The following is a 17,410-nucleotide window of genomic DNA, read 5'->3' on the forward strand; positions in this document are numbered from 1 at the left end:
GCGACCAACCTGCGGGGCCCCTGAGGCTTCCGCTCATCCCGAATCTCGAAGTCCATCGCATCCCCTGAGCTGGGGTGTTGCGACGACCACTAGAACGGAAGCTCTGCCGGGGGCCCACATCTGTCGGTCCGTCAGACCGTCAGGCCGTCAGACGTTGAACCCGAGCGCGCGCAGCTGATCGCGGCCGTCGTCCGTGATCTTGTCCGGGCCCCACGGCGGCATCCAGACCCAGTTGATGCGCAGCTCGTTGACCAGACCGTCCGTGGCGGACTTCGCCTGGTCCTCGATGACGTCCGTCAGCGGACAGGCCGCCGACGTCAGGGTCATGTCGATCGTCGCGATGTTCGCGTCGTCGATGTGGATGCCGTAGATCAGGCCGAGGTTGACCACGTCGATGCCCAGCTCGGGGTCGACGACGTCGTACAGCGCCTCGCGGACTTCCTCCTCCGAGGCGGGCTTCATCTCAAGGGTCTCGCTCATGCCGTGTTCCTTTCGGCGTCGGCTCCGCCCAGGGCCTGGGCCGTCGCGTCCTTCCACGCCATCCAGCTGAGGAGGGCGCACTTGACCCGTGCCGGGTACTTGGAGACGCCGGCGAACGCGACCGCGTCCTCCAGCACCTCCTCCATCGCGTCGTCGGGCTCGATCCGGCCCTTGGACTGCATCAGCTCCAGAAAGGTCTCCTGGATCCTCTGCGCGTCCGCCACGTCCTTGCCGACCAGCAGGTCGTTCAGGACGGAGGCGCTGGCCTGGCTGATGGAACAGCCCTGCCCCTCGTAACTGACGTCCTCGATCTTCGTGCCGTCGTACTTGACCCGCAGGGTGATCTCGTCGCCGCACGTCGGATTGACGTGGTGCACCTCGGCGTCGCCATCGCGCAGACCACGCCCGTGCGGGTGCTTGTAGTGGTCCAGGATGACTTCCTGGTACATCGAGTCCAGCTTCATCCGCTCGCTCGCCAACCCCTCAGCCGAAGAAGTTCCGTACGTGCTCCAGACCGTCGACCAGAGCGTCGATCTCGGCCGGCGTGGAGTACAGATAGAACGACGCTCGTGTGGTCGCGGGAATTCCGTAGCGCAGGCAGACGGGGCGGGCGCAGTGGTGGCCCACCCGGACCGCGATGCCCTCCTCGTCCAGCACCTGGCCCACGTCGTGCGGGTGGATGTCGCCGAGCGTGAAGGAGATCGCCGCGCCCCGGTCCTCGGCCGTGGTCGGGCCGATGATGCGCAGGTCGGGGACCTCGCCGAGCCTCTTCACCGCGTACTCGGTGAGTGCGTGCTCGTGGGCGAGGATCTTGTCCATGCCGATCGAGGAGAGGTAGTCGATCGCCGCGCCGAGTCCCACCGCCTGGGCGATCGGCGGGGTACCCGCCTCGAACTTGTGCGGGGCCGGAGCATACGTCGAGGAGTGCATCGACACGGTCTCGATCATCTCGCCGCCGCCCAGGAACGGCGGCAGGTCCTCGAGCAGCTCCTGGCGGCCCCACAGGACGCCGATGCCGGTCGGGCCGCACATCTTGTGGCCGGTGAAGGCCACGAAGTCGGCCTGCAGCGCCTGCACGTCCAGCGGCATGTGCGGCGCGGCCTGCGAGGCGTCGATGCAGACGAGCGCACCGACCTCCTGCGCGCGGCGCACTATCGCCTCGACCGGGTTCAGGGTGCCGAGGATGTTCGACACCAGCACGAAGGAGACGATCTTCGTCTTCTCCGTGATGATCTCGTCGATGTTCGACAGGTCGAGCCGGCCGTCGTCGGTGAGGCCGAACCACTTCAGCTTCGCACCCGTGCGCTGCGCGAGCAGCTGCCACGGCACGATGTTGGAGTGGTGCTCCATCTCCGTGATGACGATCTCGGTCTCGTGGTCCACGCGGTAGGGCTCGTCGGCCCAGCCCAGCATGTTCGCCACGAGGTTGAGCGACTCCGAGGCGTTCTTGGTGAAGATCACCTCGTCGCGGCTCGGCGCGTTGACGAACGCGGCGACCTTGTCGCGCGCGCCCTCGTACAGCGCCGTGGCCTCCTCGGCGAGCACATGCACACCGCGGTGGACGTTGGCGTTGTAGCGCTCGTAGTACTCGCTGAGGGCGTCCAGCACCTGGCGCGGCTTCTGCGACGTCGCCGCGTTGTCCAGGTACACGAGCTTCTTACCGTCGTGGACCTGACGGTCCAGGATGGGGAAGTCCTTGCGGATCGCCTCGACGTCGAGGAGGCCCGGCAGCTGTGTCACGCGGATACGCCACCCTTCGTGTCGGCTCCGTCGAGCTTCGCGTACGCCTCGTAGCCCTCGTTCTCCAGCTTGTCGGCGAGCTCGGCGCCGCCGGACTCGACGATGCGGCCGCCCGAGAAGACGTGGACGAAGTCGGGCTTGATGTAGCGCAGGATGCGCGTGTAGTGCGTGATCAGCAGGGTGCCGACCTCGCCGGTCTCCCGGACGCGGTTGACGCCCTCGGAGACGATGCGCAGGGCGTCGACGTCGAGGCCGGAGTCGGTCTCGTCGAGGATCGCGACCTTCGGCCGCAGCAGCTCCAACTGGAGGATCTCGTGGCGCTTCTTCTCGCCGCCGGAGAAGCCCTCGTTGACGTTGCGCTCGGCGAAGGAGGCGTCCATGTTGAGGCGCTCCATGGCCTCCTTGACCTCCTTCACCCAGGTGCGCAGCTTGGGGGCCTCGCCGCGGACGGCGGTGGCGGAGGTGCGCAGGAAGTTCGACACGGAGACGCCGGGGACCTCGACCGGGTACTGCATCGCGAGGAAGAGGCCGGCGCGGGCGCGCTCGTCGACGGACATCTCCAGGACGTCCTCGCCGTCGAGGGTGACGGTGCCGCCGGTGACCGTGTACTTCGGGTGACCCGCGAGCGAGTAGGCGAGCGTCGACTTGCCGGAGCCGTTGGGGCCCATGATGGCGTGCGTCTCGCCCTGCTTCACGGTGAGGTCGACGCCCTTGAGGATCTCCTTCGTGGCGTTGTCAGCCTCGACGGTGACGTGCAGGTCTCGGATTTCAAGCGTTGCCATGGGTGTCTCAGGACTCCTGGGAGAGGGAGACGAGCACATCGTCCCCTTCGATCTTTACGGGGTATACGGGGACGGGGCGCGTCGCGGGAAGGCCGGACGGCTTGCCGGTGCGCAGGTCGAACGAGGAGCCGTGCAGCCAGCACTCGATCTGGCAGTCCTCCACCTCGCCCTCCGAGAGCGAGACGTTCGCGTGCGAGCAGATGTCGTTGATGGCGAACACCTCCCCAACGGTGCGGACGAGCGAGACCGGCGTGCCGTCGAGCTCCACCCGCTTGGGGGTGTCCTCCTCCAGCTCGCTCAGCGCGCAGACCCGGACGAATCGAGCACGGTCGTCGGCCATCAGACGGTGGCCTTCAGCTCGGTCTCGATCCTGGCGAGCAGGCGCTCCTCGATGTCGTCGACGCCGATCTGCTGGACCAGCTCGGCGAAGAAGCCGCGGACCACCAGGCGACGGGCCTCGTCGGCCGGGATGCCGCGGGCCATGAGGTAGAAGAGCTGCTCGTCGTCGAAGCGGCCCGTGGCCGAGGCGTGGCCGGCGCCGACGATCTCGCCGGTCTCGATCTCCAGGTTCGGCACCGAGTCGACCCGCGCGCCGTCGGTGAGGACGAGGTTGCGGTTCATCTCGTAGGTGTCCGTGCCCTCGGCCTTGGCCTCGATGAGCACGTCGCCGATCCAGACGGCGTGGGCGGCCTCGCCCTGCAGTGCGCCCTTGTAGACGACGTTGGACTTGCAGTGCGGGACGTTGTGGTCGACCAGCAGGCGGTGCTCCTGGTGCTGACCGGCGTCCGTGAAGTACAGGCCGAACAGCTCGGCCTCGGCGCCGGGGCCGGCGTACGTGACGCGCGGGTGCAGACGGACGAGGTCGCCGCCGAAGGTCACCACGACCGACTTGAAGGTCGCGTCACGCCCGACGAGGGCGTTGTGCTGCGCCACGTGCACGGCCTTGTCGTCCCAGTCCTGGACGGAGACGACGGTCAGCTTCGCGCCGTCCCCGAGGACGTAGTCGACGTTGGCGGCGAGCACGGCGTCACCGGTGTGGTCGATGACGACGACGGCCTCGGCGAAGGCGCCCAGCTCGACGACCTGGTGGCCGTAGGAGACCCCGCCCTCGCCGTGCACCGTGATGCGGATCGGCTCGGTGAGCACCGTCTCCTTGGGGACGGTGACCACGCCGGCCTTCTCGAACGCGGAGTACGCCTGGGCGGCGACCCGGTCCACCGGGGCGCCCGCCCTGCCGAGGCGGGCGTCGTCGCGGTCCACGAGTTCGACGAGGACGCCCTCGGGGGCCTCGACGGCGACCTTGACGCCCTCGCCGGTGGCGACGGCCGTGCCGTCGTGCAGGCCGCGCAGCCGCTCCAGCGGCGTGAACCGCCACTCCTCCTCGCGGCCGTGCGGGACGGGGAAGTCCGCGACGTCGAAGGACGGGGGCGCGCTCATGCGCGTGGCGACGGTCGACTCGGCGGCCACCGCGATCTGGCCGGCGGTCGTGCTGCCCACCGGTGGGCGTCCACCCGCCGGAGCGATGCCGGAGGTGGGGGAGTTCTGAGCCTCAGCCATGGCTGTCGGTCTGCTCGCTTTCTTGCGTGAGTGGCTTGACGGGGGACGGCGGTCGCTTAGCCGACCGCGCCTTCCATCTGGAGCTCGATCAGCCGGTTGAGTTCGAGGGCGTACTCCATGGGCAGCTCCTTCGCGATGGGCTCGACGAAGCCGCGCACGATCATCGCCATCGCCTCGAACTCGGTCATGCCACGGCTCATGAGGTAGAAGAGCTGGTCGTCGCTGACCTTGGAGACGGTCGCCTCGTGGCCCATGGACACGTCGTCCTCGCGGACGTCCACGTAGGGGTACGTGTCGGAGCGGGAGATGGTGTCGACGAGCAGCGCGTCGCACAGCACGTTGGACTTCGAGCCGTGTGCGCCCTCGCCGATCTCGACGAGGCCGCGGTAGGACGTACGGCCGCCACCGCGCGCGACGGACTTCGACACGATGTTCGACGACGTGTTCGGCGCCATGTGGACCATCTTGGAGCCGGCGTCCTGGTGCTGGCCCTCGCCCGCGAAGGCGATGGAGAGCGTCTCGCCCTTGGCGTGCTCGCCCATCAGGTAGACGGCCGGGTACTTCATCGTCACCTTGGAGCCGATGTTGCCGTCGATCCACTCCATGGTCGCGCCCTCGTACGCCACGGCGCGCTTGGTGACCAGGTTGTAGACGTTGTTCGACCAGTTCTGGATGGTCGTGTAACGGCAGCGGGCGTTCTTCTTGACGATGATCTCGACCACGGCGCTGTGCAGCGAGTCCGACTTGTAGATCGGGGCCGTACAGCCTTCGACGTAGTGCACGTAGGCGCCCTCGTCGACGATGATCAGGGTCCGCTCGAACTGGCCCATGTTCTCCGTGTTGATGCGGAAGTAGGCCTGGAGCGGGATCTCGACGTGCACGCCCTTCGGCACGTAGATGAAGGAACCGCCGGACCACACCGCGGTGTTCAGCGACGCGAACTTGTTGTCGCCGACCGGGATGACCGTGCCGAAGTACTCCTTGAAGAGCTCCGGGTGCTCCTTCAGCGCGGTGTCGGTGTCGAGGAAGATGACGCCCTGCTCCTCCAGGTCCTCACGGATCTGGTGGTAGACGACCTCGGACTCGTACTGGGCCGCGACACCGGCCACGAGGCGCTGCTTCTCCGCCTCGGGGATGCCGAGCTTGTCGTACGTGTTCTTGATGTCCTCGGGCAGGTCCTCCCAGGACTCCGCCTGCTTCTCGGTGGAGCGCACGAAGTACTTGATGTTGTCGAAGTCGATGCCCGACAGGTCCGAGCCCCAGTTCGGCATGGGCTTCTTCTCGAAGAGCCGCAGGCCCTTGAGACGGAGCTTCGTCATCCACTCCGGCTCGGACTTCTTCTGGGAGATGTCCCGGACGACGTCCTCGTTGATACCGCGCTTCGCAGAGGCGCCGGCGGTGTCGGAGTCGGCCCAGCCGTATTCGTACTTACCCAGGCCCTCGAGTTCGGGGTGGGCAGTCTCCGTGGGGAGAGTCATGCGGGGTTCCTCCCGGCCGTGCTTGCGGATGCGTTGTGGGTGGCTGTGGAAACTCTGGGGATGAACGTCGTGCAGACGCCGTCGCCGTGCGCGATGGTCGCCAGCCGCTGGACGTGCGTTCCGAGCAGCTGGGAGAAGAACTCGGTCTCCGCCTCGCAGAGCTGCGGGAACTTCTCCGCGACATGGGCGACGGGACAGTGGTGCTGGCACAGCTGCTCGCCGACCGGTGCGCTGCGCGCCGTAGCAGCGTACCCGTCCGCGCTCAGGGCCCTGGCGAGGGCTTCGGTGCGCTCCTCGGGGGCGGCGGCCTCGACGGCCTCGCGGTACGCGGTGGCCTGCTCGGCGATCCTGGCGCGCGCGAAGGCGACGACCGCCTCGTCCCCGCCGAACCGCTCCTGGATGAAGCGCAGGGCGTCCGCGGCGAGCTTGTCGTAGGACTGGTCGAACGCGTCGCGGCCGCAGTCGGTGAGCGCGAAGACCTTGGCGGGGCGCCCGCGCGTGCGCGCGCCGTACACGCGCTGCTCGCGGGCCTGCACGACGTCGTCGGCGACCAGGGCGTCGAGGTGGCGGCGCACGGCGGCGGGGGTCAGCCCCAGCCGTCCGGCCAGCTGGGTGACGGTCGACGGCCCGTGGTCCAGGATGGACCGCGCGACCCGGTTGCGGGTGGACCGCTCACCGGTCGCGAGTTCCTCCTGGTGGGTCCCCGTGGGGGGCTCCCGAACCTCGCCGACGTTTTTCACAACGCCATTGTTGCGTAATTCCTCGGAAGCAGGCAAGCCGCGCCCGATCGGCGGCACGGTGCCCTGCGTCACTTAGGCATACCTAATCCGACCTGGGGAAACGACCTCCGCCCGACCGGAGCGAACCCGCCTGCCGGATGAACCCCTGCCCTGTGCAGCCCCCGTCCGGGACACCGCGGCACCTTGCCCGCACCTCCTCCCACCGGCCCACCTGCCATGGCGGCGCCCTCGCGGCGGACCGGACGCACCCGGCGCCGGATCCGGAGAGATCCCTCCTCGTCCGGTCACGCGAGAACGAGAGGTACGGGGGCTCCCGAGGAGCATGAGCCCCATGTGGCAGAAGACGACAAACACTCCTATTTTGTAAGAACTGCCGCACTCGGTCGGGAAGGCGATGATCGCTCGGCGCGCACTCGTACGCGTTCTGCTCATCGAGGACGAGCACGACGTCCGTGCCCGGCCGGAGCGGCGTCTCAGCGGTCCGGGCTGCCGGGTGACCGCGGACCCGGGCGGGAAGGGGCTGGACAGAGCGTTCGCCGACCCCCCGGACATGGCGATCGTCGACGTACTGCTGCCGGGATCGACGGACGCGAGGTCATCCGCAGACTGCGAGCGGACGAGCGGACCCCGCGATGCCACGTCGCCGGGCCGTCCGTGCTCGATCCCGAGGACCTGTCCGAGCCCGCCACGGACGAGCAGCCGGCCGAGCCGTTCCGGCACGCGGCGGCGGCACGGCTCATCGACTCCCACCGGGGCTCCGTATCGCAGGAGGAGCAATGGCTCGTGTCCTGATCGCCGACGACGACGCCGACATCCGGGACCTCGTGGCGTTCAAGCTGAACCAGGGCGGCCACCAGGTCACCGCCGTGGAGGACGGCGTGGCCGCACTGCGCGCGGTGCGCGAGCAGCCGCTGGATCTCGTACTCCTCGACATACGGATGCCGGGGCTGTCCGGGCTCGACGTGTGCCGCCGGCTCCGCTCGTGCGACGAGACAGCGTCGCTGCCCGTCATCCTCATCACCGCGCGGTCCCAGGAAGGAGACGTCGAACTCGGCTTCGCCGCGGGCGCCGACGACTACATCGTCAAGCCCTTCAGCCCGCGCGAGCTGTCCAGCCGGGTCACCGCGTTGCTCACCCGGGTCGAGCGGTGATACCCCTCCCCGTCGGCCTCGTCACCGGCGCGCTGCTGGACCTGCTGGCCGCCGGGCTGGCGCTGAGCCTGCTGATCGTGGGAATCAGGGTGGTCCGTACGCACCGCAGACGCAGACACGAGCGGATCGCGGCGCCGGTACGCGTGCTGCTGCTGGAACTGCTGTGCGCCCCGGACGACGAGCAGAGCGAACTGCTGGACCGCATCGCGCGGATCGACCGGCGGACCTGGGTCGCGCTCGAGCCGACGGTGACGTCGATGCTGGGCAAGGTCACCGGACGGGCGCGCACGGCACTGGTCCTGCTGTGCGAGCGGCGCGGGTCCGCCGCGGCCGCCCTCGCCGACCTCGGCAGCCGCACAGCGCCCCGGCGGGGCCGCGCCGCACAGCTGCTGGGGCAGCTCGGTCACCGCCCGGCGGTCCCGGCACTGTGCCGTCTGCTCGGCGACCGCGACCGGGAGGTGCGGCTCGCGGCGGCGCGCGCACTGGGCCGCATCGGTGACCCGGTGGCCGCACCGCGGCTGCTGAGGAGCCTGCACGGACCGCGCACCGTGCCGCCCAGGGTGGTCACCGCGGCGCTGACCTCGCTCGGCCCCGAGGCTCTGCCGGGTGTCGTGGCGGGGCTGCGGGACCCGTCTCCTCTCGTCAGGGCCGTGGCCGTCGAGGTGCTCGGGACGACCGGCGCCATCGCGCGGACCCCCGAGATCGTCCGGGCGCTGCGCGAGGATCCCGATACCGAGGTCCGCATCCGCGCGGCCCGCGCGCTGGGCAGGCTGGGCATGCCCGAGGGCCTCGCACCGCTCGTGGCGGCCCTCGGGCCCGACCGCCCGGCCGCTCTGCGCATGGTGGCCGCCGGGGCCCTGGGCGGTCTGGGCGCCGTCGCCGCGACGGTCCCGCTGACGCGGCTGCTCGGCGACGTCGACGCCCATGTGGCGGGCGCCGCGGCGCGGGCGCTGCTGCGGCTCGGCCCCCAGGGTGAGGCGGCGCTGCGCCAGGCCGCGGACGGCCGCCCCGGCACACGGGCCGCCGCCCAGGCCAGGGCCGCGCTGGCGGAGCGGGCCGTCGGAGGCACCCGCCACGACGTCCTCGTCGAGGTGACCCTGTGAGCGTGGCGGGAGCGCAGACGTGGGACGGACCGCTGGGCGCGCTGCACGACGTGATCACGGTGTGCGACGCCGCCGTCATCCTCTACTTCCTGGCTGTCAACACCGGCTATCTGGTGTTGATCCTTCTCGCCCTCGCGGAACTCGTCCGCAGGACACGCCGCGCCCCCTTCGCCGGTCACGAGGACGCGGCCGGCAGTGCGTTCACTCCGCCGATCTCCGTGATCATGCCCGCCTACAACGAAGCCGCGGGCATCACGGAGGCCGTACGGGCCATGCTCCTGCTGCACTACCCGGTCTTCGAGGTCGTCGTCGTCGACGACGGCTCCACCGACGGCACGCTGGACGCCCTCACCGACGCGTTCGACCTCGCCGAGGTGGAGCACGTCGTACCGGAGGACGTCCCCGTGCGGGGCGCTGTCAGCTCGCTGCACCTGCCCGCGGGAGGCCCGGTGCCGCTGGTGGTGGCCCGCAAGGCCAACGGGGGCAAGGCCGACGCGCTCAACGTCGGGATCAACCTGGCCCGCTACCCGCTGCTGTGCATGGTGGACGCCGACTCCATCCTCGACTCCCAGGCCCTGCTCGCCGTGGCCAAGCCGTTCAGCGACGACCCCCTGCGGGTGGTGGCCAGCGGTGGTGTGGTCGGCATCGCCAACGGCTGCACCGTCGAGGCCGGACGCGTCGTCGAGGCTCACGTCCCCACGGACCTGCTCGGACGTACGCAGGTCGTCGAGTATCTGCGTGGATTCTTCCTCGGCCGTACCGGATGGTCCAAGGCCGGCGGACTGCTCATCATCGCCGGCGCCTTCGGCCTGTTCCGGCGGGACGTCGTGGTGGCGGTGGGCGGCATGGACCCGGACTGCGTCGGCGAGGACGCCGAACTCGTCGTCCGCCTCCACCGGCACCTGCGTGCGCAGGGCCACCGTCACGGCGACTACCGCATCGTGTTCGTCACCGAGCCGATCTCCTGGAGCGAGGCGCCCTCGAGTCTGCGCGTCCTGGGGCGCCAGCGGCGGCGGTGGCAACGCGGCCTGACGGAGATCCTGCTCAAGCACCGCCGGATGATCGGCAACCCGCGCTACGGGCGTGTCGGCCTCATGGCCCTGCCGTTCTACCTGCTCTTCGAGCTGATGGCTCCGCTGGTGGAACTCGCCGGCCTCGTGCTGGTGCCCCTGGGCGTGCTGATCGGCGCGGTCGACACGGAGTTCCTGTGGCTCTTCCTGCTCGCCGCCTATGCCTACGCGATGGTCGTCAGCCTGGTGTCGGTCGCCGTCGAGGAGTACGCCTACCACCGTTTCTCACGGTGGCGGGACGTATGGGGCGCGTTCGTCGGCGCGGCCGTCGAGAACGTCGGCTACCGCCAGTTCACTGCGTGGTGGCGACTGCGTGGCATGTGGGACGCGCTGCACCGGGCGCCGCAGGTGTGGGGTGCGATGACACGCAGCGGATTCGGCCCGCGCGAGCGGGTCCGAGAGGGGGACCGCCGCCCATGAGGCTCACCGCAGGACGGCGCGGCGAAACCGTGGCAGGCAGGCTGACCATGGCCTTCGGCCTGTTGATCTCTCTGCTGGTGCTCCTGGGGGTCGGGTCTCTGACCGCGGCCCTCGTGGTGGACCGCATGCACAACAGGGTCATCACGCAACTGGACCCGGTCGCCCGGGAGAACCTGCGCGCGCGCGAGCAGGCCACCCGCATGCACCGTGCCGTGCGCACCTATCTGCTGACCGGCCACGAGGCGGAGCTGGCCGCCTACCGCCAGGCGCGCGACGAGCCTTTCACCACCCTCGCGGCGGCCGGCCGGCACGCCACCGCCGGGATCCGGCGGAACCTGGCGGCGCAGGACCGGCAGCTCCGCGCCTATGTGGCGGTCGCCGACCAGCAGGCGAGGGCCGCACCCGGCAGCAGTCGGGTGACCGAGCTGACAGAGGAGGCCGCCCGCCGGTTCGGGGTCTTCCACACCACCAACAGCCGCCTCGAGAAGCATCTCGCCGATGACATCGCGCGTGAGGAGAACCGGGCCGAGACGATCCTCGAGGGCGGCATCGTGGCCATCGGCCTCCTGCTGACCGCGGGCGGGACCGTGGGCGTCGTCGCGGCGGTGCGCACCACGCGTGCCCTGACCCGGCCGCTGCAGGGCACCGTCCGGGCCCTCGACCGGCTCGCCTCGGGCGACCACTCGGCGCGGGCGCAGGAGAAGGGACCGCAGGAGATCAGAGCCGTGGCACGGTCGGTGAACGCGCTCGCCGACGAGGGCGACCGGCTGCGGACGATCGAACACGAGCGCACCGCACTGGCGCGGACCGCACGGGCCGTCGGCGTCCGCATCCGGGAGCATCTGAGCGTCGAGCAGATCCTCGACACGGCCTGCGCAGGCATCGGCGAGGGACTGGACGCCGAACACGCCTTCGTCCTCCGCGCCGAGGACGACAGCCCGGTCGTGCGCACGGCACGGGCCTGGAGCGCCGAGGCGGGTCTGCTTCCCCCCGGGGAGCAGCCGATCCCGCCCGTTCCCCTCGAAGTGCTGCGCGACCACTACCGGCGCGGAACGGCCTGGTGCCACAACGATCTGCCTGCCGTGCTGGCCAGGGGCTCACCACTGCCTGGGGGGCCCGGTTCCTTCGGCGAGGGCGGCCTGCCGCAGGACGCACGGGCCGCGGCCGAGAGGCTGGGCCTGGTGGGCGTGCTCGTCGTCCCGATCGGCGTCGGTGACGAACTGTTCGGCGCCCTCTTCCTCGCACGCGGCCGGCGGCAGCGCCCGTGGCTCCCGGCAGAGATCGAGATCGCCGAGTCCATGACCGCCGGAGTCGGCCGCGCTTTGCACAACGCGCTGTTGTACGAGAGGGAAACACGCCTGGTCGAGAAGTTGCGCGCCCTGGACAAGGCCAAGAGCGACTTCCTGTCCGCCGTCTCTCATGAGCTGCGCACCCCGCTGACCAGCATCGTGGGCTACATCGAGCTGCTGAAGGAGGAGACCGGGCCGCTCTCCCCTGCTCAGCGGCACATGCTGGACGTCGTCGACCGCAACGCCAACCGCCTGCGGGCACTCATCGAGGACCTGCTGACCCTCTCGCGCATCGAGTCGGGGGCGTTCCGCTCCAGGAAGGAGCCGGTGGACCTGGTCCGGCTGATGGCGTCGGCGGCCGACGCCATCAGGCCGGCGGCCGACGCCGCCTCCGTCACCCTGGAGACACACAGCCCGCCCCGGCCCCTGGTACTGATGGCGGACGGCGACCAGTTGGACCGGGTCCTGATGAACCTGCTGTCCAATGCGGTGAAGTTCACCCCGAAGGGGGGCAAGGTCACCTTCACCGCCGACAGCCGGGACGGCGAGGCGGTCGTGACCGTCAGCGACACCGGTATCGGCATCCCCGCGGAGGAGCAGGAGAAGCTGTTCCGGCGGTTCTTCCGTGCCTCGAACGCCACAGAGGCGGCCATCCCGGGCACCGGTCTGGGGTTGACCATCGTGCGCAACATCATCGCGAACCACGGGGGCGAGGTGGAGGTGGAGTCCGAGGAGGGCCGCGGCACCACCTTCACCGCCCGGCTGCCGATCGCCGCCGCGGGCGGGACGCCCCTCTCGCCCTGAGCCTCCCGGCCCCGCCCCGCCTCGCCGCGCGGGCGGCTCAGACGGTGTCCTCGAAGGTCACCCCCCGCGACCGGTAGTCGGCGACGGCGGCCTGCACGGCGGCGGGGGTGAGCACCTGGTCCTGGACGAAGTACACGTAGTCCACCTTCTCCTCGTAGGCGCGCTTCTTACGGCCGGTGATCCCCCGCAGGTCGGTCAGCCAGTGGTTGAAGCGGATGCTCATGGCGGACTCGGGTACATAAGGCTCGCCGTGCGTGGCGAAGAGCCGGCCGTCGACGAAGTAGGTGATCGTGCCGCTGTCGACGGTGATCACCAGGTCGTGCCAGTCGTTGAAGCTCGCGCGTTCCTGGGTGGAGACGTTCTCCTCCTGGGGCGGGTCCTCCGCGTACGTCTCCCAGGAGGTGGCGAGCAGCGCGCTGGAGGGAATGCCCCATCCGCCGTTGGGCACGTACTCGAAGTCGAGTTCGCTGTAGGCGGGGTCCAGCGGACGGTCGAGCGGCGAGACGGTGAAGAACGCCTGCACCATGTGGTCCCCGTCCGGCCCGATGATCGGGACGTCGCCGAAGCGGACGCGCGCCGCGTAGGTGCCGTACAGGAACTTGCGCTGCTGCAGGATCTCGGTGTGCTCGGTGCCTGCCGCCGTGCCGTCGGTGCCGGAGCGCATCGTCATGACGGAGTTGCCGGAGGCGGTGGCGAAGGTGATGTTCTGCGGCTTCCACGTGGCGCCGGACACACCCGGGCCGCCCTGGCCCGAGCGCAGGGTCCAGCCGTGCTGGGCGAGCCGCTGGTCGACGGAGGAGAGGTAGTCGAAGTCGTCGAACAGCGCGGGACCGACGACAGCACGCGTCGACGGGATCCGCCGGTGGTCGGCGGCGGCACGCGCCGGGCCGGGGAGAGCCGCGAGGGCCGCACACGTCATCACGGAGGCGACGAGTGCGACGGCGGCCCTCGTCCGGGAGGGCAGGGCGGGTCCGACCATGACTCGACTTCCTTTCCGCGGAAGGGAGAGGCATCCGCTGCCCGCTTCGGACGGGCCGTCGCAAGTGAAGCACCGGCCACGGAGCGGTATGGGGCGAATGCGACCGGTTCGCCCGAACAGGGCACCCTGCGCGAGGGACGGCAGCCCGGGACCGCAGGAGCGGTGAGCCCCGCACACGGGGACGGCGCACCCGCCGGTCACCGGTGGCGCGCGCGTACCTAGACTCGGGGCCATGCGAAGTGAGCCCGTAGTCCAGGTCCAGGCCTTGGTGATGCGGTACGGCACGAAGACCGCGGTGGACGGCCTCGACCTGACGGCCCGGGCGGGCGTCACCGCCGTACTCGGTCCCAACGGGGCCGGGAAGACGACCACGATCGAGACCTGTGAGGGGTACCGCAGGCCGGACTCCGGCACGGTCCGCGTCCTCGGCCTGGACCCGGTCGCACAGGCCGCCGGGCTGCGCCCCCGGATCGGCGTCATGCTGCAGTCGGGCGGTGTGTACTCCGGAGCGCGGGCCGAGGAGATGCTCCGGCACGTCGCCGGACTGCACGCGCATCCGCTGGACGTCGACGCGCTCGTCGAGCGCCTCGGGCTCGGCTCCTGCGGCCGCACGCCCTACCGCCGGCTCTCCGGCGGCCAGCAGCAGCGCCTCGCGCTCGCGATGGCCGTCGTCGGCCGCCCCGAACTGGTGTTCCTGGACGAGCCGACGGCCGGCCTCGACCCGCAGGCCCGCCGCGCCGCCTGGGACCTCGTGCGCGATCTGCGCGCGGACGGCGTGTCGGTCATCCTCACCACCCATTACATGGACGAGGCCGAACAGCTCGCCGACGACGTCGCGATCATCGACGCGGGCGGGGTCATCGCCCAGGGCTCGCCCGAGGAGCTGTGCCGGGGCGGGGCCGAGAACACCCTGCGCTTCACCGGCCGTCCCGGCCTCGACGTCGGCTCGCTGCTCAAGGCGCTGCCCGCAGACAGCTCCGCCGCCGAGCTGACCCCGGGCTCCTACCGGGTGACGGGCAAAATCGACCCGCAACTGCTGGCGACGGTCACCTCCTGGTGCGCCCAGCACGGGGTGATGCCGGACCGCATCTCGGTCGAGAGGCACACCCTGGAGGACGTCTTCCTGGAACTGACCGGCAAGGAGCTGCGCTCATGACCGCCACCGGCACCTACACGCCGAACCCCGGGGCCGCCCCCCTCCCCCGCATGATCGGGGCCCAGGCCGCGCTGGAGACCAGGATGCTGCTGCGCAACGGCGAGCAGCTGCTGCTCACCGTCGTGATCCCGGCCCTCCTGCTGGTCCTGTTCAGCGGCGTGGACATCGTCGACACGGGCGCGGGGAAGGCGGTGGACTTCCTCGCCCCCGGCATCCTCGCGCTCGCCGTGATGTCGACGGCGTTCACGGGTCAGGCCATCGCGACCGGCTTCGAACGGCGCTACGGCGTGCTCAAGCGCCTGGCCTCCTCGCCGCTGCCGCGCTGGGGCCTGATGACGGCGAAGACGCTGTCGGTGCTGGTCACGGAGGTCCTCCAGGTGGCCTTGCTGACGGCGATCGCCTTCGCCCTGGGCTGGAGCCCGCACGGCAACCCCGCTGCCGTCCTGCTGCTGCTGGTCCTCGGCACGGCCGCCTTCTCCGGCCTCGGTCTGCTGATGGCGGGCACGCTGAAGGCGGAGGCGACGCTGGCCGCGGCCAACCTGGTCTTCCTGCTGCTGCTCGTGGGCGGCGGCGTGATCGTGCCGCTCGACAAGTTCCCGCCCGTCGCGCAGGACGTGCTCGCGCTGCTGCCCGTCACGGCGCTCTCCGACGGCCTGCGGGACGTGCTCCAGCACGGCGCCGGCCTGCCCTGGGGCGACCTGGGGATCCTCACGGTGTGGGCGGTCGTCGGGCTCGCCGCGGCCGGCCGGTTCTTCCGCTGGGAGTAGCGGGGACCCGGCTCGGGGGACCCTCGTGAAAGCGTGCACAAGCGGCGCGCTTACGATGGGTGCGTGTTGAACGTGACCCGTGCCGACGCCGTAGCCGCCGTGCGCAACCCCCTCGCCTTCGTCGCCGCACGCTGGACCCCGGCCCCCCGGACGGTGCGGCGGGCGGCCCTGTCCGCGCTCGTGATGTCGGTGGTCATCGTCGTCACCGGCGGAGCCGTCCGGCTCACGGGCTCCGGCCTGGGCTGCCCGACCTGGCCCAAGTGCACCGACGACTCGCTCACCGCGACCAGCGCGATGGGCTTCCACGGCGCCATCGAGTTCGGCAACCGCATGCTGACGTACGTGCTCTGCGCGGCCGTCGGCTGGGCGATCGTCGCCGCCCGCTCGGAGAAGCCCCGCCGCCGGAGCCTGACCCGGCTGGGCTGGGCGCAGTTCTGGCTGGTGATGAGCAACGCCGTGCTGGGCGGGATCGTCGTGCTCGTCGGCCTGAACCCCTACACGGTCGCGGCGCACTTCCTGGCCGCCTCGGCGTTGATCGCGGTCGCCGCGGTGATGTGGCAGCGCTCCCGGGAGGGCGACGGGGAGCCCCGTCCGCTGGTCGGCAAGCCCGTGCGCCAGCTGGTGTGGTTCCTGGTGCTCGCCTCCGGGCTGCTGATCGCCGTCGGCACGGTGGTCACCGGCGCGGGCCCGCACGCCGGCGACTCCAGCGAGGTCGACCGCATGCCGCTGGACTGGGAGACGGTCGCCAAGCTGCACGCCGTCCTCGCCTGGATCGTCGTGACCCTGACGTTCGCCCTGTGGTTCATCCTCAAGGCGGTCGACGCCCCGAAGAGCCCGCTGGACCGCACCCGGGACCTGTTCCTGGTGCTGCTCGCCCAGGGCGTCATCGGCTACGTCCAGTACTTCACCGACCTCCCCGAGCTCCTCGTCGGTCTGCACATGCTCGGCTCGGCCCTGGTGTGGATCGCGGTCCTGCGCGTGCCGCTGGCGCTGCGCGAACGGGCCGGGACGACGGTCGACCTGCCGGGCCCCGCCGCGGAGGCGACGGCCGGCACCCGCGCGTGAGTCACCGCGCGCGACCCACGCGCGTACCGCACCCGTACGAGCGACCCGTCGTGCGCCGGAGGCGGCGCGTCACGTGTACGCGGTGACCAGCGCGTCGATCGCGGGCGCCAGGTAGGCCCGGGTCAGCTCGGCACGACGGGCCGGCCAGTCCGCGTCGGCCGGGCGGTCCGCTTCTCCCCCGTACCGGCGCCGGGCGATGTCCGCCACGACCTCGGCCGGCGCGCCCAGCGCCGGCAGTTCGTCGAGGGCACCGCGCTTGGTGATCAGCCGGCCGTCCCGCACGGTCACCGTCGCCCGGGCGAAGGTCAGCAGCCCCAGGTCGACCCAGACGTCCCTGCGCCAGAGGCGGGCCATGTCGACCGCGGGCCGCCAGTTGTCGCGCTGGTCGCGGACGACGAAGGCGCGAAGCTCGCTGTCCGGCACCGGCGGCACCAGCGCGCGGGGCGGTTCCCCGTGCAGCACCCTGCCGAAGTCGAGCAGCTCGCGCCGGGTCACCGGGGTGACCGGCCGCCGGAACAGCTCACCGTGCGCCCAGGTGAGGTGCCGCCGCTCTGGACCGGCCGCGTTCTCGGGGGTGAGATAGCTGCAGTGCAGCTGCGGGGCGAGCGGCTCGCCCCGCAGCCGGGCGTGCAGCCGGGCCAGGGCCCACACCGTGCGCGGGGCGAGAGGGCCCGCGAGGACCGCGATGAGGTCCAGGTCGCTGCGGCCCTCCTGGTAGTCGCCCCCGGCGAGCGAGCCGTGGGCCCAGACGGCGACCGGCTCCGCCACCGTCGCCGCCAGTCCGGTGAGGAATCGGTCCAGTAAGGCGTCCGTGGGGTTGGTCATGCGC

At 71.0% G+C, this 17,410-nt stretch carries 18 protein-coding genes; 8 read left to right on the plus strand and 10 right to left on the minus strand.

All coding sequences use genetic code 11. The features are described from left to right. Window positions 1-147: 147 nt before the first annotated feature. Genes IE239_RS03470 through IE239_RS03505 form a run of 8 tightly spaced genes read right to left on the minus strand, consistent with a single transcriptional unit; the run spans window position 148 to window position 6,777 of the window. A complete protein-coding gene (locus tag IE239_RS03470) occupies window positions 148-480 on the minus strand; it encodes a metal-sulfur cluster assembly factor (protein ID WP_190147747.1) in 333 nt (110 codons plus the stop codon). After that, the gene (gene sufU / locus IE239_RS03475) at window positions 477-944 is read right to left on the minus strand and encodes a Fe-S cluster assembly sulfur transfer protein SufU (RefSeq protein ID WP_190148032.1); all 468 of its coding nucleotides are present in this window, start codon (window positions 942-944) and stop codon (window positions 477-479) included. The genes IE239_RS03470 and sufU overlap by 4 nt, the downstream gene beginning before the upstream one ends. A gap of 19 nt (window positions 945-963) precedes the next feature. Next, window positions 964-2,220 carry a cysteine desulfurase gene (locus IE239_RS03480; RefSeq protein WP_190147748.1) on the minus strand — a complete coding sequence of 419 codons (1,257 nt, stop codon included), beginning with the start codon at window positions 2,218-2,220 and terminating at the stop codon, window positions 964-966. Next, window positions 2,217-3,002 (minus strand): Fe-S cluster assembly ATPase SufC, encoded by a 786-nt coding sequence (sufC, locus tag IE239_RS03485; RefSeq protein ID WP_190147749.1) that lies wholly within the window; start codon window positions 3,000-3,002, stop codon window positions 2,217-2,219. The genes IE239_RS03480 and sufC overlap by 4 nt, the downstream gene beginning before the upstream one ends. A gap of 7 nt (window positions 3,003-3,009) precedes the next feature. Further along, window positions 3,010-3,342: a non-heme iron oxygenase ferredoxin subunit gene (locus IE239_RS03490; protein WP_190147750.1), complete on the minus strand. Its 333-nt coding sequence runs from the start codon at window positions 3,340-3,342 to the stop codon at window positions 3,010-3,012. Further along, entirely contained in the window at window positions 3,342-4,559 is a 1,218-nt protein-coding gene (sufD, locus tag IE239_RS03495) for a Fe-S cluster assembly protein SufD (protein ID WP_190147751.1), read from the minus strand. The genes IE239_RS03490 and sufD overlap by 1 nt, the downstream gene beginning before the upstream one ends. A 56-nt stretch (window positions 4,560-4,615) precedes the next feature. Next, on the minus strand, window positions 4,616-6,037 hold the full coding sequence (sufB, locus tag IE239_RS03500) for a Fe-S cluster assembly protein SufB (RefSeq protein ID WP_190147752.1): 1,422 nt from the start codon (window positions 6,035-6,037) through the stop codon (window positions 4,616-4,618). Then, entirely contained in the window at window positions 6,034-6,777 is a 744-nt protein-coding gene (locus tag IE239_RS03505; protein WP_190147753.1) for a helix-turn-helix transcriptional regulator, read from the minus strand. Before IE239_RS03505 ends, sufB begins: the two co-directional genes overlap by 4 nt. 654 nt (window positions 6,778-7,431) lie before the next feature. On the opposite strand from IE239_RS03505, the gene IE239_RS03510 reads away from it, so the two are divergent. Genes IE239_RS03510 through IE239_RS03530 form a run of 5 tightly spaced genes read left to right on the plus strand, consistent with a single transcriptional unit; the run spans window position 7,432 to window position 12,614 of the window. After that, window positions 7,432-7,569, plus strand: coding sequence for a hypothetical protein (locus tag IE239_RS03510; protein ID WP_190147754.1), 138 nt, complete (start codon window positions 7,432-7,434; stop codon window positions 7,567-7,569). After that, window positions 7,554-7,928, plus strand: coding sequence for a response regulator transcription factor (locus IE239_RS03515; RefSeq protein ID WP_190147755.1), 375 nt, complete (start codon window positions 7,554-7,556; stop codon window positions 7,926-7,928). The genes IE239_RS03510 and IE239_RS03515 overlap by 16 nt, the downstream gene beginning before the upstream one ends. Next, a complete protein-coding gene (locus IE239_RS03520; protein WP_190147756.1) occupies window positions 7,925-9,031 on the plus strand; it encodes a HEAT repeat domain-containing protein in 1,107 nt (368 codons plus the stop codon). Before IE239_RS03515 ends, IE239_RS03520 begins: the two co-directional genes overlap by 4 nt. Then, complete coding sequence (locus IE239_RS03525) at window positions 9,028-10,521, plus strand: glycosyltransferase family 2 protein (protein ID WP_229877764.1); 1,494 nt, start codon at window positions 9,028-9,030, stop codon at window positions 10,519-10,521. The genes IE239_RS03520 and IE239_RS03525 overlap by 4 nt, the downstream gene beginning before the upstream one ends. Then, window positions 10,518-12,614: a sensor histidine kinase gene (locus IE239_RS03530; RefSeq protein ID WP_190147757.1), complete on the plus strand. Its 2,097-nt coding sequence runs from the start codon at window positions 10,518-10,520 to the stop codon at window positions 12,612-12,614. Before IE239_RS03525 ends, IE239_RS03530 begins: the two co-directional genes overlap by 4 nt. Before the next feature lie 37 nt (window positions 12,615-12,651). On the opposite strand, the gene IE239_RS03535 is transcribed toward IE239_RS03530, so the two are convergent. Continuing rightward, window positions 12,652-13,593, minus strand: coding sequence for a glycoside hydrolase family 16 protein (locus IE239_RS03535; protein WP_229877766.1), 942 nt, complete (start codon window positions 13,591-13,593; stop codon window positions 12,652-12,654). Between the two features lie 232 nt (window positions 13,594-13,825). Between IE239_RS03535 and IE239_RS03540 the strand changes: the two genes are divergently transcribed. The 3 genes from IE239_RS03540 (at window position 13,826) to IE239_RS03550 (ending at window position 16,581) form a co-directional block, all read left to right on the plus strand. After that, a complete protein-coding gene (locus IE239_RS03540; RefSeq protein ID WP_190147759.1) occupies window positions 13,826-14,749 on the plus strand; it encodes an ABC transporter ATP-binding protein in 924 nt (307 codons plus the stop codon). Continuing rightward, window positions 14,746-15,516 carry an ABC transporter permease gene (locus tag IE239_RS03545; protein WP_190147760.1) on the plus strand — a complete coding sequence of 257 codons (771 nt, stop codon included), beginning with the start codon at window positions 14,746-14,748 and terminating at the stop codon, window positions 15,514-15,516. The genes IE239_RS03540 and IE239_RS03545 overlap by 4 nt, the downstream gene beginning before the upstream one ends. A 72-nt stretch (window positions 15,517-15,588) precedes the next feature. After that, entirely contained in the window at window positions 15,589-16,581 is a 993-nt protein-coding gene (locus IE239_RS03550; protein WP_190148034.1) for a COX15/CtaA family protein, read from the plus strand. 69 nt (window positions 16,582-16,650) lie between these two features. On the opposite strand, the gene IE239_RS03555 is transcribed toward IE239_RS03550, so the two are convergent. Further along, window positions 16,651-17,406: a nucleotidyltransferase domain-containing protein gene (locus IE239_RS03555; RefSeq protein ID WP_190147761.1), complete on the minus strand. Its 756-nt coding sequence runs from the start codon at window positions 17,404-17,406 to the stop codon at window positions 16,651-16,653. Window positions 17,407-17,410 lie beyond the last annotated feature (4 nt).

It is taken from the genome of Streptomyces humidus, from assembly GCF_014649655.1.
Classification (GTDB): Bacteria; Actinomycetota; Actinomycetes; order Streptomycetales; family Streptomycetaceae; genus Streptomyces; species Streptomyces humidus.

Bases quoted from the DNA above. Each gene is read 5' to 3' on its own strand.
- IE239_RS03470 (WP_190147747.1), bottom strand. From the start codon at position 480: ATGAGCGAGACCCTTGAGATGAAGCCCGCCTCGGAGGAGGAAGTCCGC.
- sufU (WP_190148032.1), bottom strand. From the start codon at position 944: ATGAAGCTGGACTCGATGTACCAGGAAGTCATCCTGGACCACTACAAG.
- sufC (WP_190147749.1), bottom strand. From the start codon at position 3,002: ATGGCAACGCTTGAAATCCGAGACCTGCACGTCACCGTCGAGGCTGAC.
- IE239_RS03490 (WP_190147750.1), bottom strand. From the start codon at position 3,342: ATGGCCGACGACCGTGCTCGATTCGTCCGGGTCTGCGCGCTGAGCGAG.
- sufD (WP_190147751.1), bottom strand. From the start codon at position 4,559: ATGGCTGAGGCTCAGAACTCCCCCACCTCCGGCATCGCTCCGGCGGGT.
- sufB (WP_190147752.1), bottom strand. From the start codon at position 6,037: ATGACTCTCCCCACGGAGACTGCCCACCCCGAACTCGAGGGCCTGGGT.
- IE239_RS03515 (WP_190147755.1), top strand. From the start codon at position 7,554: ATGGCTCGTGTCCTGATCGCCGACGACGACGCCGACATCCGGGACCTC.
- IE239_RS03530 (WP_190147757.1), top strand. From the start codon at position 10,518: ATGAGGCTCACCGCAGGACGGCGCGGCGAAACCGTGGCAGGCAGGCTG.
- IE239_RS03535 (WP_229877766.1), bottom strand. From the start codon at position 13,593: ATGGTCGGACCCGCCCTGCCCTCCCGGACGAGGGCCGCCGTCGCACTC.
- IE239_RS03540 (WP_190147759.1), top strand. From the start codon at position 13,826: ATGCGAAGTGAGCCCGTAGTCCAGGTCCAGGCCTTGGTGATGCGGTAC.
- IE239_RS03545 (WP_190147760.1), top strand. From the start codon at position 14,746: ATGACCGCCACCGGCACCTACACGCCGAACCCCGGGGCCGCCCCCCTC.
- IE239_RS03555 (WP_190147761.1), bottom strand. From the start codon at position 17,406: ATGACCAACCCCACGGACGCCTTACTGGACCGATTCCTCACCGGACTG.